The organism is Sphingomonas sp. 35-24ZXX (genome assembly GCF_000786215.1).
Lineage (GTDB): Bacteria > Pseudomonadota > Alphaproteobacteria > Sphingomonadales > Sphingomonadaceae > Blastomonas.
Window position 1 is genome coordinate 11,855 of record NZ_JROG01000003.1, and the last position, 14,308, is coordinate 26,162.

At 65.0% G+C, this 14,308-nt stretch carries 13 protein-coding genes; 3 read left to right on the plus strand and 10 right to left on the minus strand.

The window, feature by feature from the left end; translation table 11 throughout:
• Positions 1–27 precede the first annotated feature (27 nt).
• Genes rodA through LI72_RS02775 form a run of 5 tightly spaced genes read right to left on the minus strand, consistent with a single transcriptional unit; the run spans position 28 to position 5,686 of the window.
• A complete protein-coding gene (rodA, locus tag LI72_RS02755) occupies positions 28–1,149 on the minus strand; it encodes a rod shape-determining protein RodA (RefSeq protein ID WP_033925207.1) in 1,122 nt (373 codons plus the stop codon).
• Between the two features lie 4 nt (positions 1,150–1,153).
• Positions 1,154–3,076 carry a penicillin-binding protein 2 gene (mrdA, locus tag LI72_RS02760; RefSeq protein ID WP_033924398.1) on the minus strand — a complete coding sequence of 641 codons (1,923 nt, stop codon included), beginning with the start codon at positions 3,074–3,076 and terminating at the stop codon, positions 1,154–1,156.
• Between the two features lie 13 nt (positions 3,077–3,089).
• On the minus strand, positions 3,090–3,605 hold the full coding sequence (mreD, locus tag LI72_RS02765; RefSeq protein WP_033924399.1) for a rod shape-determining protein MreD: 516 nt from the start codon (positions 3,603–3,605) through the stop codon (positions 3,090–3,092).
• A complete protein-coding gene (gene mreC / locus LI72_RS02770; RefSeq protein ID WP_052129452.1) occupies positions 3,602–4,624 on the minus strand; it encodes a rod shape-determining protein MreC in 1,023 nt (340 codons plus the stop codon). Before mreC ends, mreD begins: the two co-directional genes overlap by 4 nt.
• Positions 4,625–4,642: 18 nt before the next feature.
• Positions 4,643–5,686: a rod shape-determining protein gene (locus LI72_RS02775; protein WP_017670842.1), complete on the minus strand. Its 1,044-nt coding sequence runs from the start codon at positions 5,684–5,686 to the stop codon at positions 4,643–4,645.
• Positions 5,687–5,861: 175 nt separating this feature from the next.
• On the opposite strand from LI72_RS02775, the gene mutL reads away from it, so the two are divergent.
• From mutL to LI72_RS02790, 3 genes are read left to right on the plus strand one after another with little or no spacing between them, the layout of a single operon-like run.
• Positions 5,862–7,661: a DNA mismatch repair endonuclease MutL gene (gene mutL / locus LI72_RS02780; protein ID WP_033924400.1), complete on the plus strand. Its 1,800-nt coding sequence runs from the start codon at positions 5,862–5,864 to the stop codon at positions 7,659–7,661.
• A gap of 36 nt (positions 7,662–7,697) precedes the next feature.
• Positions 7,698–8,123 carry a hypothetical protein gene (locus LI72_RS02785; protein ID WP_156139458.1) on the plus strand — a complete coding sequence of 142 codons (426 nt, stop codon included), beginning with the start codon at positions 7,698–7,700 and terminating at the stop codon, positions 8,121–8,123.
• Positions 8,124–8,180: 57 nt separating this feature from the next.
• Complete coding sequence (locus tag LI72_RS02790) at positions 8,181–8,687, plus strand: DUF6692 family protein (RefSeq protein ID WP_033924402.1); 507 nt, start codon at positions 8,181–8,183, stop codon at positions 8,685–8,687.
• 12 nt (positions 8,688–8,699) lie between these two features.
• Here LI72_RS02790 and LI72_RS02795 read toward each other — a convergent pair whose 3' ends face one another.
• The 5 genes from LI72_RS02795 to LI72_RS02815 form a co-directional block, all read right to left on the minus strand.
• The gene (locus LI72_RS02795) at positions 8,700–9,164 is read right to left on the minus strand and encodes a MaoC family dehydratase (RefSeq protein ID WP_033924403.1); all 465 of its coding nucleotides are present in this window, start codon (positions 9,162–9,164) and stop codon (positions 8,700–8,702) included.
• Positions 9,165–9,206: 42 nt separating this feature from the next.
• Positions 9,207–10,415 (minus strand): alkaline phosphatase family protein, encoded by a 1,209-nt coding sequence (locus LI72_RS02800; RefSeq protein ID WP_033924404.1) that lies wholly within the window; start codon positions 10,413–10,415, stop codon positions 9,207–9,209.
• Complete coding sequence (locus LI72_RS02805; protein ID WP_033924405.1) at positions 10,412–11,974, minus strand: alkaline phosphatase D family protein; 1,563 nt, start codon at positions 11,972–11,974, stop codon at positions 10,412–10,414. The genes LI72_RS02800 and LI72_RS02805 overlap by 4 nt, the downstream gene beginning before the upstream one ends.
• A gap of 99 nt (positions 11,975–12,073) precedes the next feature.
• Complete coding sequence (gene ychF / locus LI72_RS02810; protein ID WP_033924406.1) at positions 12,074–13,174, minus strand: redox-regulated ATPase YchF; 1,101 nt, start codon at positions 13,172–13,174, stop codon at positions 12,074–12,076.
• Between the two features lie 104 nt (positions 13,175–13,278).
• A complete protein-coding gene (locus LI72_RS02815; protein WP_033924407.1) occupies positions 13,279–14,274 on the minus strand; it encodes an SDR family NAD(P)-dependent oxidoreductase in 996 nt (331 codons plus the stop codon).
• Positions 14,275–14,308: the final 34 nt, after the last annotated feature.

Below are 14,308 nucleotides of genomic sequence, written 5' to 3' on the forward strand. Positions count from 1 at the left end.
ATTCAGCCGCGAGGTGCACATCGACGATCAACTGATCACGCGGCCCGCGCTGCTGCCGCTTTCGCGGGTGTTGCGTTCGATGCCCATCAGCAGGCCGATGCAGATCATGATCGTCATCATCGACGATCCGCCATAGCTGAGGAAGGGCAGGGGGATGCCGACAACCGGGGCCAGGCCCATCACCATCAGCAGGTTGATCGCGATATAGAAGAAGATCACCATGGTGAGCCCGCCGCCCGCCAGCTTGCCGAAGCGGCTGGGGGCATTGAGCGATACCATGGTGGCCCAGCGCAGCAGCAGCGCGAACAGGCCGATGACGAACAGGCCGCCGATCAGCCCCCATTCTTCGGCCATGGTGGCAAAGACAAAGTCGGTATGGCCCTCGGGCAGGTAATCGAGATGGCTCTGCGATCCCTGCAGATAGCCCTTGCCGCCGATACCGCCCGATCCAATCGCGATCTTGGACTGGCTGATGTGATAGCCGGTGCCCAGAGGATCGCTCTCCGGGTCGAGAAAGATGAGCACGCGGTTCTGCTGATATTCCTTCAGCAGGAAAAAGAACGCGAAGGGCACGAAGGCGGCACCCGCGATGCCCGCCCCGATGAACAGCCGCAAGGGCACGCCTGCGAGGAACATCACCGTCACGCCGCCGGTCATCACCGCAATCGATGTGCCGAGGTCAGGCTGGGTCATCACCAGGAACCAGGGCACGCCGATCAGCACCAATGGCGGCCAGATCGCAGACCAGCTGCGCGCCTGCCCGATGGGGATCATTTCATAGAATCGCGCAATGGCCAGAACCACCAGCGGCTTCATGAATTCGGAAGGCTGCAGGCGGAAACCGCCCAGCTCGATCCAGCGCTGGCTGCCGCCCTTGACCGCGCCTGCGAGCTCCACCAACAGCAACAGCACCGCGAACAGCGCGTAGGCCGGGAAGGTGCCCAGCTTGACGAAATTCTCGCTGAACATGCGGATTACCAGCGCCATCACCAGGAATACGCCGAAGCGCAATGCATGGATTCCCGCCCACGGGCTGATGCTGCCACCTGCGGCCGAATAGAGCACGATCACGCCGAAGGCTGCGATCGTCACGGTGATGGCGATGATCTGCCAGGGCAGATCGGCGACCGGGCGCGGGACAAAGCTCAGCATATCAGGGCGCGCTGTCTTCGGGCGCAGGCTTTGCAGGTGCACCCCCTTCGGAGCGGGCGCGGAAGGCGGCAAATTCGCTCGCCATGCGCTCGGCGATATTGCCGCCCCAGCCGGACTCCAGCGCAAGCAGGCTGTCCATCGCCTTTTGCGGATCGAACATATAGGTCATGAAGTCCTTGGCCACCGGGGCTGCGGCGCGCGAGCCGCCCAATCCGTGCTCGATGACGACAGCGGCGGCATACAGCGGCTGTTCGACCGGGGCGAAGCAGACGAACACGCCATGGTCGCGATATTTCCACGGCACGCCCGCACCGCCGCGACTGCCCGATCCGAAACCGCGCACCTGCGCCGTCCCGGTCTTGCCCGCCATAGCGATGCCTTCGAGAGGCAGCTTGCTGCGCGCCGCAGTGCCCTGGCTGACGACCTGCGCCATGCCCTGCTGTGCGATCGCCAGATGCTCGGGTGCATAAGGCAGGGTGGGCGCGATCTTGTCGTTCGGGATCAGGTGCGGATAGAGCTTGCGGCCCGAGGCCAGCCGCGCGGTCATCACCGCCAGCTGCAGCGGATTGACGATGACATAGCCCTGGCCGATCACCGCGTTGAGCGAATCCGATGCGGTCCAGCCCTGCTTGTACTTGCGCATCTTCCATTCGCTGTCGGGAATGGTGCCATAGCGCTGGTTGAGCCCGGCAAGGTCGAATTCCTCGCCCAGCCCCATCTCGCGCGCGACCATCGCGATCTTGTCATAGCCCAGCCGATGCGCCTGCGCGTAGAAATAGGTATTACAGCTCTTTTCGATCGCGCGGGTCATGTTGACCGGCCCGTGCCGGCCCAGGCACTGGTAGAAGCGGTTGCCGAGGCGATAGCCACCCGGGCAGTTCACCGTCTCTTCCGGGTCCACGCCGTTCTGCAGGCACGCGACGGCTGCCATCGGCTTGAGGGTGGAACCGGGCGGATACAGGCCGCGTGTCGCTTTGTTGAGCAGCGGCACGCGCTCGTCCTGCGACATCATCGCATATTCCAGCCGGCCGATGCCGTCCGAAAAGCTGTTGGGATCGAAGCTGGGCATCGACGAGAACGCCAGGATGCCGCCCGTCTGGCAATCAATCACCACCGCCGCGCCTGATTCGCGCCCCATGCGGCGCGCGACGAACTCCTGCAGGCCGCCATCGATGGTCAGCTTGAGCGGCTTGCCGGGCGTGTCTTCCTTGACGCCGAGCTCGCGCACGATCTTGCCGCGCGCGGTGACCTCCACCTTGCGGGCGCCGGGCTTGCCCTCCAGCCGCTGCTCGTAATATTTCTCCAGCCCGTCCTTGCCGATCTTGAACCCCGGCGTGATCAGCAGCGGGTTCTTGCTCTGCTCGTACTCCTCGGCATTGGCGATGCCGACATAGCCGAGCAGATGGCCGACCGCAGCACCGGTGGGATACTGGCGGGAAAAGCCGCGCTGCGGCGCGACACCGGGCAGATCGGGCAGACGCACCGAAAGGGCCGCAAAATCCTCCCAGGTCAGCCCTGCCGCCACCGGCACCGGCTGCAGGCCGCGCGCATCCTTCATCGCCACGCGCAGGTCGTCGACCTCGTCGGGCGTCATGCGCAGGATCTCGCTCAGCTGGCCGATTGTCGCATCGACATCGCGGACCCGCTGCGGGATCAGGTCGACCCGGAAATCGGCCTTGTTGTTGGCCAGCGGCTTGCCGTTGCGGTCGATGATCCAGCCGCGACGCGGCGGGATGAGCGTCAGGTTGACCCGGTTGCTCTCCGACAGCATCTTGTACCGCTCGTTCTCGACTACCGAGATATAGGCCATCCGGCCCGCGAGAATGGTGCCCACCAGGCCCTGCGCCCCACCGATCAGCATCGTGCGGCGGTTGAACGTCATGTTCAGCGAGTTGCGGGTGATCAGCTTTCCGGGCCGCCTCATGGATTGCCTGCCGTCACCGTTTGAGACGGATGTGATCGAGCCGCGCGACGAGGCGCAGCACCAGCGGATAGGTGAAGATCGCCAGGATCATCTGGGGGTACAGCACCGACAGGCGCGTATCGTTGACGAGAAAATTGTTGATCGCAAGGCCTCCTGCAATCGCGAATATAAGGCAGGCAGCGGCGATGAACCAGTCCTGCCAGTAATTGCGCCAGATATAGCGCTGCTCGATCAGGTCGAGCGCGATGAGGATGATCGACCACAGCAGCACTGCGCAGCCCACCGGCTGGCCGCTGATGATATCGTCGATCATGCCGAAGGGCACGCCTGCCCATACGGGCCAGAGGCCTGGACGCAAAATCTGCCAGCAGATCAGGATGACCAGGCCGAACGGCGGCAGTACCGGGGCGGAGGCGACGATCGGCAACAGCGGAGTCAGCGATCCGGCGAGCACCGATGCGATCGGCACGGCAGCCTTGCGGAAGGCAGAAGGCTCGCGGTTCAGCCGGGCGCGATAGGGCGCGTTCATTGCGGCGGCTCATCCGGTGCCGGGGCTGCCGTTTCGGCAGGCGCGGGGGAAGGTGCGGTCGATGCGGCGGCAGGGGCTGCATCCGTGCCGGCCCTTGCGGGCTTGCGCGGCGCCGAAAGCGGCGCAGCCGGCGCCGAATTGGCGGGCGGCAGACCGCTCGCCTCCGGATCGGCGAGTTCGGGCTCGTACATTTCCTGCACGATGACGAAATCGGTGCCCGCCGGATTGGCGAGCAGCTTGCCGATCGCGCCATCGGTGGTCAGCTTCTCGATGATCGCGACGGGCACGTTGGGCGGATAGATGCCGCCATTGCCCGATGTCACCATGACATCACCGACCTTGAACGGATTGACGCCGATGTCGATCAGCTTGAGGTCCACCCGTCCATCGCCGCGGCCTTGCGAGAACGCCACGATGCCGTCGCGCGCGCGGCGGACCGGCACGACATTCTCGGCATCGCTGAGCAGCAGCACGCGCGAGGTGTTGGGGCCGGTCTCGAGCACGCGGCCGATCAGTCCGCGCTGGGCGCGCACCGGCTGGCCGCGCTGCACGCCCTGGCGCGATCCGACATCGAGCGTGGCATAGCGGCGGCTGCTCGACGCGGTGGAATTGATCAGCCGTGCGGTAGCGACCGGACGTCCGACCTGCTTGATCAGCCCCAGCAGGCGGCGCAGCTCGCGGTTTTCCTGCTTGAGCGCGCGCGCCTCGATCAGCCGGATGCGGTTGCGCTCTGCCTCGCGCTGCAAAGCTGCGTTCTTCGATCCGGCTTCGAAATAGGCGGCGACCTCGCGCCAGCCGTCCTGCACGCCGACACGCATGCCGGTGAACAGTCGGGCAGGGGGCGCGGTGACCTCTGCGGTCATGCTGCGCACCGCCGAAAAGGCAGTGGGGTCGAAATAGGACAGGGCAAGCAGCAGCAGACCGGCAAACGCGCCCGTGAAGGCCAGCAGATAGCCGGTGAAGATTTGCAGCTGCGCCTTGCGGGAGAACCCGGGGCGCCGTTTGCGGGGCGGCGCCATGCTGTGATCGCCCTTGGCTTAGGCGGTCATCAGCACGCCCCGGAAGATCGGATCTTCCATGGCGCGGCCGGTGCCGATGGCAACACAGGTCAGCGGATCTTCCGCCACCGAAACGGGCAGGCCGGTCTCTTCGCGCAGATGCGCATCGAGCCCCTGGATCAGCGCGCCGCCGCCGGTGAGCACGATACCCTGATCGACGATATCGGCGGCGAGTTCCGGCGCGGTGTTTTCCAGCGCGATGCGCACGCCCTCGACGATCGTGCTGATCGGCTCGGACAGCGCTTCGGCGATCTGGCCCTGGTTGATCGAGATTTCCTTGGGGATGCCGTTGACGAGGTCGCGGCCCTTGATCTGGATCGTGTGACCGATGCCGTCCGCAGGCGCGACGGCAACGCCGAAGTCCTTCTTGATGCGTTCGGCGGTGGTTTCACCGATCAGCAGGTTGTGGTGACGACGGACGTAGGAGACGATCGCCTCGTCCATCTTGTCGCCGCCGGTGCGCACCGAGGTGGTATAGGCCAGGCCGCGCAGCGAAAGCACCGCAACTTCGGTGGTGCCGCCGCCGATATCGACGACCATCGATCCGATCGGCTCGGTCACCGGCATGTCGGCGCCGATGGCAGCGGCCATGGGCTCGACGATCAGCATCACCTGGCTGGCGCCGGCGTTCGATGCCGCATCGCGGATCGCGCGGCGCTCGACCGAGGTGGAGCCCGAAGGCACGCAAATCACGATCTCGGGATAGCTGAACATGCTTCGCTTCCCGTGAACCTTCTGGATGAAATACTTGATCATGTGCTCGGCGACTTCGATGTCGGCGATGACACCGTCACGCAAGGGGCGGATCGCCTCGATCGAATCGGGGGTCTTGCCCATCATCATCTTGGCATCGACGCCCACCGCCTTGACTCGCTTGATGCCGTTGATCGTCTCCAGCGCCACCACCGACGGCTCGTTCAGCACGATGCCCTGATCCTGGACATAGACAAGCGTGTTCGCGGTGCCCAGATCGATCGCCATATTGTGCGAGCCGAACCGGAAGAGTTTGGAGATGAACGACATGCAGACTTTCCAAATATCAGGAGCCAGACAGGGCGGACAAAGCGGCGATCCGGGTGGATTTTACGCGATAGTCCTGAGGGCGGAGGCTAACCCGGGCACCCGGCCAGACCAGGCATGAAAAATGCGGGGAACTCGGGAGTCGCGTCCAAGCCGCGCTTGGGCTAGGACCGGGGCCATGTCAATACGAAGGCTTCCAAACGCCCTGATAAACCGGATCGCAGCGGGCGAAGTGGTGGAAAGACCAGCCAGTGCGTTGAAGGAGCTGGTCGAGAATGCGATCGACGCGGGCGCGGACCGCATTTCCATCGCGCTGGAGGATGGCGGGCTGGGCGCGATCGAGGTGATCGACAATGGCTGCGGCATGGCGGCGGACGATATCGCGCTGGCGCTCGAACGACACGCGACGTCCAAGCTGCCCGATGATGCGATCGAGCTAGTGTCGACCCTGGGCTTCCGCGGCGAGGCCTTGCCCAGCATCGCCAGCGTCGCGCGGCTGTCGATCGCCAGCCGCACCGCCGACGGCGATGGCTGGCGGCGGGTGGTCGATCATGGCGATGTCGTCGAGGATGGCCCCGCCTCGCTGCCGCCGGGGACGCGCATCCGGATGGACAGCCTGTTCGCCCGCGTGCCGGCGCGCCGCAAGTTCCTGCGTTCCGCGCGCAGCGAATATGCCGCGTGCAGCGATGTCGTGAAGCGGCTGGCGATGGCGCGGCCCGATATCGCGTTCAGCCTCGAGTCGGATGGCCGCCGGGTGTTCAGCGTGCAGGCGGGCGAAGCGCGGCTGACGCGCATTGCCTCGCTCACCGCGCGCGGGCTGGCCGACAATGCCGTGCTGCTCGATTTCGAGCGCGAAGGCGTGCGGCTGACAGGGGTGGCGGGGTTGCCGACCTATAATCGGGGCGTTGCCGATCACCAGTTCCTGTTCGTGAATGCGCGGCCCGTGCGCGACCGGCTGCTTGTCGGCGCGGTGCGCGCAGCCTATGCCGAGATGCTGGCGCGCGACCGGCATCCGGTGGTGGCCTTGTTCCTCGACGTCGTTCCGCAGGATGTCGATGTCAACGTGCATCCGGCGAAGACCGAAGTGCGCTTCCGCGATGCCGCGATGGTGCGCGGGATGATCGTCTCGGGATTGAGGCGCGCACTCGACGAAGGCGGTTTCCGCGCGTTGCAGCGCCCGGCGGAAGGCGCGCTCTCGCGCTGGCAAAGCGAGCCGCTGGCACCACCACCGCCGCCCGAGCGTGACATGTTCAGCCCGGCCCCCATCGCCATGGCGCCTGCCGAGGAGCCCGCCTGGCTCGCGGCCGCCGGTGTAGCCGAGCGCAGCCAGCCGTTCATGGCGGCAGCGCCGATGGGCCGTGCCGAGCCATCCTTTTCGCCAGTGCCGATGGCCGAACGCTATCCCCTGGGCATCGCGCGGGGTCAGATCGCCAAGACCTATATCGTCGCCGAAGCCGAAGACGGCCTGGTGATCGTCGACCAGCACGCCGCGCACGAACGGCTGGTGCTCGAACGGATGCGCAAGGCGGCGGACGGTGGCCGCGTGGCGAGCCAGGCGCTGCTGCTCCCAGAAGTGGTCGAACTCGACGAGATCGCCTGCGACCGGATCGAGGAACGCGCCGCCGAACTCGCCGATTTCGGGCTGGAGGTCGAACGCTTCGGACCGGCTGCGGTGCTCGTTCGCGCGGTGCCGGCCATGCTCGGAGGCGGCGACGTGCACGGGCTGGTGCAGGACATCGCCGATGAACTCGGCGCGTTCGATGCGGCGTTGTCGCTCAAGGAACGGCTCGATCTGGTCGCCTCGACCATGGCCTGCCACGGATCGGTGCGGGCAGGGCGGGTGCTTTCGGTTGCCGAGATGAACGCGCTGCTGCGCGAAATGGAAATCACCCCGCATTCAGGCCAATGCAACCACGGCCGCCCAACCTGGGTGAAGCTGGCGCATGGCGATATCGAGCGGTTGTTCGGGCGGAAGTGAGTTGAAGCGCCGACGGTTTGCGCAATGGAGGCAAAATTGCAATTCTGGGCATCCTGCGAAACGGACCTCGCCGCGTCCAAAGCAGAAGATAGATGTCGCAAGTTGGTTGAGCCATATCTGAACGAGCGTTTTGATGCCTGTGAGTTGGTGTCTCTCGATGTGAAGCTGCGTTATATTCCGATCATCATGCGGCCCGATTGGGCACTCAATTATCCATCAAGATCAAAAGCGAGGATCAGTCAGCGAGTTTACGATTGTTCCCCGCAGCTTGATTTTCTGCCGTTCGTGTTCGGCACTCCAGAGGAACAGTTGCAGGAGTATCTGAGGGGCATTGAGGCATCCGGCGCTCACTTAAAAAAGTTCGGAGCGACAATCGATCAGGTTGAAACCTTTGCGCAGATTATGGTGCAGGCGCATGCTGGCCTCGCAAAGCGTATGCGACGCGAAACCGCCGGGCTTTAACGCCGCTCGCCACCGCGCTATAGGCCCACCAACATTCCCCGATCTCGGAGCTTTCCCATGCGCATCGCCATCCTCTTCCCGCTCGCCCTGCTCGCCGCGTGCAGCAGTGAAAAGCCTGCCGAGGACAAGCTGGTGACGCTGGATGGACCGGGTGGCGCGGCTTCAGACACCACGGTTACGGGCGATGTTCCTGCTGCTGCGCAAACCGGCGTGCAGGCGGTCGATGCGGAGGGATCGAAGCTCGAACCCCTGCTCTCCAGCGCGATCAGCGCGGCGGGGCTGGACTCTGGCGCGTGCCGGTTCAGCCCGGCCGAGGGCGCATTGCCGGTGCTGGTGGCGGACAAGACCGGGGGCAAGGGCATCATGTCGGTTGCGGGCAAGCAGATCGATGTGACCGCGTCGGCCACGGTCGGCAACACCGGCGGCAGTTTTTCCGGGCAGGGCGTGACGCTGATGGTCTCGGCCTCGGGCAAGGATGCCGCAGGCAGCACGGCAACGATGCAGGTCAGCGATGCCGATGGCCCGTCGTTCGCCTACAACCAAGGCTTCTGGGCCTGCAACTGAGGCCCAGCGCGCCTATTCCTCGATCGGGGCTTCCGGATTGCGCACCTTGATCAGGCCATTGCTGCGCATTGTCATCACCGGTTCGTCATCCTGATTGAAGATGGTGAGGTCCGACTTGAACAGCCCCATGTCCGGGCGGTTCTTTGAGCGGCGCTTCTCAATGATCGTGGTTTCGACGCGCAGCGTATCGCCGGGATAGACCGGCTTTACCCAGCGCAGATTGTCCATGCCGGGCGATCCCAGACCCGCCTGGCGGCTGGTCTTCATGTTCTCGACCAGCATCGCCATCGTCATCGCGCAAGTGTGCCAGCCGCTGGCCGACAGCCGTCCGAAATGCGTCTTGGCTGCGGCCTCGTCGTCGAGATGAAACGGCTGCGGATCGTATTTGCGCGCGAACTCGATCACCTCGTCGCGGGTGACGTCATAACGGCCGAACTTCGCAGTCGAACCGACTTCCAGGTCTTCATAATAGATCATGGACATGAGTTTTGTTCCGCAACCTTTGATTTGCAAGCAAAATCAGCGTGCGACCAGCGGTGCGAGCGTGGCGGCCTCGCCGTCCGACGGCAGCGGGGCAAAGCCGGTGAGCGCCGCGATCAGCGGATAGACATCGACATTGTCGAACAGTGGCAGGCTGGGTGTCGGCTTGATCGAGGGGCCGAACGCCATGAACAGGGCGTGCATGTCCGGATGCGTGGGGTCATAGCCATGCGCGCCGCCCTTGACCGGATAGGGCGGGGTGCCAGACAGGATCGTCCAGCCATTTTCGGCAATGCAGATGATCGCGGCGACCCGCGGGTTTTGCCCGTAATGCAGATGCTGGGGCAGCGCTTCCTTGCGGTGGCAGGCCATATGCGGGTGCGGCTTCAGCAGCGCCTGATAAACGCGCTCGTTGGTGCCCGCCGCCGGCTCGATCGCAGCATAAGGGCCGGTTTCCACCGGGATATAGCTGGCCCGGTCGATCAGCTCTTCCAGCTGGATCACCCGGGTGTCGGCGGTTTCGGCCATGCCGTGATCGGCGGTGATGATGAAGTTGGCGCGCACCCCCATCGCCTCCACCCCGCGCACGACATCGCCGATGCGCGAGTCCACCTCGGCGATGGCGGCGTCCAGCTCGGGCGAGCGACCGGGGCCGAAGCGGTGCCCTGCGGTATCGACGGTATCGAAATACATCGTGACCAGCCGCGGGCGGATCGCCGCCGGACGGCGCATCCAGTCGAGCACGGTATTGACCCGCTGCGCATTGCTGATCGCCTGGTCAAACCGCATCCAGTCGCTGGGGCGGACACCATTGTGCGCCACTTCGCTGCCCGGCCAGAACATCGTTGCGGTGCGCAGGCCCGCCTTTTCGGCGGTGATCCAGACGGGTTCGGCCTCGATCCACCAGAACGGATCGAGCGCCTGCTTGGGGTCGCCCATGCTGAACATCTGGCCGGGGCGGACAGGGTCGATCATCGAATTGCCGACGATGCCATTGCGGTCCGGGCGTTTGCCGGTGACGATGGTATAGTGGTTGGGGAAGGTCTTGCTCGGGAAGCTCGGCCGCATCGCTGCCGCGACGCCGCGCTTGCGGAATTCGGCCAGATGGGGGGTGAGCCCGCGATCGAGATAATCGGGGCGCATGCCGTCGATCGAAATCAGAATGGTGACCTCGGGCTCTGCTTCCTGGGCCAGCGCCGGAGCGGCCAGCGCCAGTGCCAGCAGCGCCCCGACCAGCCGCGCGATCACGCCGAAAGGCCCGTCATCCGGGCGCCGGGCGTGCCATGCGCGATCTCCGCCGTGGCGCGGCGCTTCATGCTGTTGGCGCGCACCGACACCTTGTCGACCACCTGGAAATGGCTGAGCCAGGCATCGGGCGTCACTTCGCACACCACATAGCCGCGCTGGTCGTTGAGGAACTTGAGCTCGGGATTGTTCTTCATCATCTGCTCGCTGCCATAGCGCAGATCCGATCCGTCGCCGCCGCTGCTGATCGAGGTCGAGACGATCTCGGTGCCGACCACCTTGTCCCTGTGGACCAGATCGCCGACGAAATTCTGGTGTTCGTCGCCGGTCAGCACGATGACATTGCCGAGCCCCGCCATGCGGTTCAGCATCCGCTGGCGCGGCACCTCGTACGCCGCCCAGCTGTCCATGTTGGCGATCCGGGTGTCCTCGTTGGCGGCACGCCGCCGGTCGAGGCTCATCATCATGATCTGCTGGCCCAGGCAGTTCCAGCGCGCGGTATTGCGCGACAGGTTGCGGGCGAGCCACTCTTCCTGCTCGGCGCCCAGCACCTGCGCGGTCTTGTCGTTCACGCCCTCGCACAAGGGCTTGAAGCCATCGTCGCACGCCTGGTCGCTGCGATACGAACGCGTGTCGAGCAGCTGCAGCTCGGCGAGGTTGCCGAAGCGCGCAGTGCGATGGAACTGGCCGCTGCCGAAGCGCGGCATGTTGGCCTTGCGGATGGGCATATGCTCGTACCAGGCCTGCAATGCCGCGGCACGGCGCAGCGCGAAGGCATCGGCCGGGGCCGGATCGTCGCCGCCGCTGATCCCTGCGACCCAGTTGTTCTCGATCTCATGATCGTCGAACGTGGGGAAGAAGCTGTGCGCCGCATGCGCGCGCTGCAGGTCCGTGTCGGTCTTGTACTGCGCGTAGCGCTGGCGATAGTCGCTCAGGTCATAGAGCGCCTGGCCGGCATGCTGGCGCACCGGCACCTGCAAACCGCCGCCGAAGTAATTGGCGCGGGTCGGGCTGCCGCGATACTCGTAGATATAGTCGCCATAATGGAAGACGAAGTCGAGTTCCTCGCGCGCCAGATGGTTGTACGCGCCGAAATAGCCGTCCTCGAAATTCTGGCAGCCGACCACGCCGAACTTCAGCCTGTCCATCGCGGCACCCGCCAGCGGCAGGGTGCGCGCGCGGCCCATAAAACTGCGCTCGCCGCCGGCGGTGAAGCGGTACCAATACGGGCGGTTGGGCTGCAGCCCGGCGACCTCGACATGCACCGCATGCGCCATTTCGGGCCGTGCGATGACCTCGCCCTTGGCAACGATCGTGGCGAAGCGGTCGTCGCTGGCGACTTCCCAGGTCACCGGCATCGGCGACATCGGCATGCCCCCATGCAGTTCGAGCGGATCGGGCGCGAGCCGGGTCCAGATCACGAAACCATCGGGCGAAGGATCGCCCGAGGCGATTCCCAAAGCGAACGGGAAAGTGCGAAACACGCTCTGCGCGCGTAAAATGCCCGGCGCGCCGACCAGGGTGAGCGGAGCGGCGGCAAGGAACAGACGGCGGGAAAGCATGGGCAGAGGTCCTTCAATCGGCAGCGATTGTCGAGGCTGCCATGCGCTGTTTATCTGACAGGCTGATGACGACCTGCCAAGCGACGGCGCTGCGGGCCGTCAGACGTTGAACTTGAAGTGCAGCACGTCGCCATCGTGCACGACATATTCCTTGCCTTCCTGCCGCAGCTTGCCCGCATCGCGCGCGCCCGCCTCGCCATTGAGCGCGATGTAATCGTCATAGGCGATGGTTTCAGCGCGGATGAAGCCGCGTTCGAAATCGCTGTGGATCTCGCCTGCGGCCTGCGGGGCCTTCGACCCGACCTCGACCGTCCAGGCGCGCGCTTCCTTGGGGCCGACGGTGAAGAAGGTGATGAGGTGGAGAAGGTCGTAGCCTGCACGGATGACGCGGGCGAGGCCGGTTTCTTCCAGACCCAGGTCCGCAAGGAATTCCATCCGGCCGTCCATGTCCATGGTGATCAGCTCGGCCTCGATCGCGGCGGAGACGACGACGGCTTCGGCGCCTTCGGCCTTGGCCTTTTCGAACACGCGCGCGCTGAACGCATTGCCGTCGGCGGCGCTGCCTTCGTCGACATTGCAGACATAGAGCACCGGCTTGGATGTCAGCAGCTGCGCCTGCGCCAGCACGCGGGCTTCCTCGTCATCGGCAGGCTTGGTGAGCCGCGCAGGCTTGCCTTCGCGCAGCAGCTCCAGTGCCTTGCCCAGCACCGATGCGCCGATCTTCGATTCCTTGTCCCCCTGCTGGCCGCGCTTGATAAGGCCCGGGACGCGCTTTTCGAGGCTTTCGAGGTCGGCGAGCAGCAGCTCGGTCTCGACGGTTTCCGCGTCGGAAATCGGATCGACCTTGTTCTCGACATGCTGGATGTCGTCATCCTCGAAGCAGCGCAGCACATGGACGATGGCATCGACCTCGCGGATGTTGCCGAGGAACTGGTTGCCCAGGCCTTCGCCCTTGGAAGCGCCTCGCACCAGGCCCGCGATATCGACAAAGGCGAGCTGGGTGGGGATGATCTTCTGGCTGCCCGCGATCGCGGCCAGCTTGTCGAGGCGCGGATCGGGTACCGCGACGTTGCCGACATTCGGCTCGATCGTGCAGAACGGATAGTTCGCCGCCTGCGCTGCCTGCGTCTCGGTGAGCGCGTTGAACAATGTGGACTTGCCGACATTCGGCAGCCCGACAATACCGCATTTGAAACCCATGATTATCCCGATCCGATTGAAGCGTCAGTGTCCACACCGCAATTGGCGGCTCGAACTTTGGCTGCGCCCTAGCGGGATTGCGCGGGCAATTCCAGTGTCTCCGGTCAGCCGATATCGTGCACGGCCTTGACCCACGGGCCGTAAGGCGAATTGCCGAGCATTTGCATCTGAACCTTGGCGGCGACCTCGTTGATCGCCTCCTGTGGCTTGGGGCCGGGATGGACCGCGCGGCGGAGCGGGCGCTGGCCGGCGGGCAGGGCGATGATGTCGGCAATCGCACGTGGCACGTCCATGGGATCGGCCGAACGCCCGCTGCCATCCTCCATGCCCATCCGCGACACTACAGCGGGGTAGCCCGCAGCACGCTCCGCATCGATCCGCGCTTTCAGCTCGCCGGTATAGCGATTACGGTTGCGCCACACATCGGTGGGATAGCCGCCGGGCTCGATGATCGTGACGTCGATGCCGTGCGCCACCAGCTCATAGGCCATCTGCTCGTTCATCGCCTCCAGCGCGAACTTGGTCGCGGAATAATGGCCGCCATTGGGGACGATCACCCGGCCCAGCTGCGACGAGATGGCGATGATCAGCCCGCGCTTGGCCTTTCGCATGGCGGGCAAGGCCGCACGCGCGACGCGCTGGGCACCGAAGACATTGGTGTCGAAGATCAGCCGCGTGGCCTCCATGTCCTGCAGCTCGATCGGACCGGTGATCCCGATGCCGGCATTGTTGATGATGACATCGAGTGCTCCGCCGGCCTGGGTCTCGGCCTGGCTGACGGCCTGGGCGACCCTGCTGTCCGAAAGGACATCGAGTTCGAGCACCGAAATGTCGAGTTTCTCGGCTTCGGCGGCCTTGAGCAGTTCGGCGGCCTGAGGGCGGGGCAGGTTGCGCATCGTCGCGAACACCTTCGCCCCGGCGCGGGCATAATGCAGCGCGCCCAGATAGCCGAAACCGGTCGCAGCGCCGGTGATGAGAATCGACTTGCCCTTGAGAGCCTGTGTCGCTGCGGCCTGGGCAGAAACCTGGGGCGCCAGCGCGGCCATGCCGACAAGCGCTGCGCCGCCCAGAACCTGGCGACGATGGGGATGGTCGGTCATGGCTGGCACTCCTGAAAACAGCAGCCACCAGCAT

Coding starts and splice junctions, on each gene's coding strand:
- mrdA (WP_033924398.1), bottom strand. CDS start 3,076: ATGAGGCGGCCCGGAAAGCTGATCACCCGCAACTCGCTGAACATGACG.
- mreD (WP_033924399.1), bottom strand. CDS start 3,605: ATGAACGCGCCCTATCGCGCCCGGCTGAACCGCGAGCCTTCTGCCTTC.
- mreC (WP_052129452.1), bottom strand. CDS start 4,624: ATGGCGCCGCCCCGCAAACGGCGCCCCGGGTTCTCCCGCAAGGCGCAG.
- LI72_RS02775 (WP_017670842.1), bottom strand. CDS start 5,686: ATGTCGTTCATCTCCAAACTCTTCCGGTTCGGCTCGCACAATATGGCG.
- mutL (WP_033924400.1), top strand. CDS start 5,862: ATGTCAATACGAAGGCTTCCAAACGCCCTGATAAACCGGATCGCAGCG.
- LI72_RS02790 (WP_033924402.1), top strand. CDS start 8,181: ATGCGCATCGCCATCCTCTTCCCGCTCGCCCTGCTCGCCGCGTGCAGC.
- LI72_RS02795 (WP_033924403.1), bottom strand. CDS start 9,164: ATGATCTATTATGAAGACCTGGAAGTCGGTTCGACTGCGAAGTTCGGC.
- LI72_RS02805 (WP_033924405.1), bottom strand. CDS start 11,974: ATGCTTTCCCGCCGTCTGTTCCTTGCCGCCGCTCCGCTCACCCTGGTC.
- ychF (WP_033924406.1), bottom strand. CDS start 13,174: ATGGGTTTCAAATGCGGTATTGTCGGGCTGCCGAATGTCGGCAAGTCC.
- LI72_RS02815 (WP_033924407.1), bottom strand. CDS start 14,274: ATGACCGACCATCCCCATCGTCGCCAGGTTCTGGGCGGCGCAGCGCTT.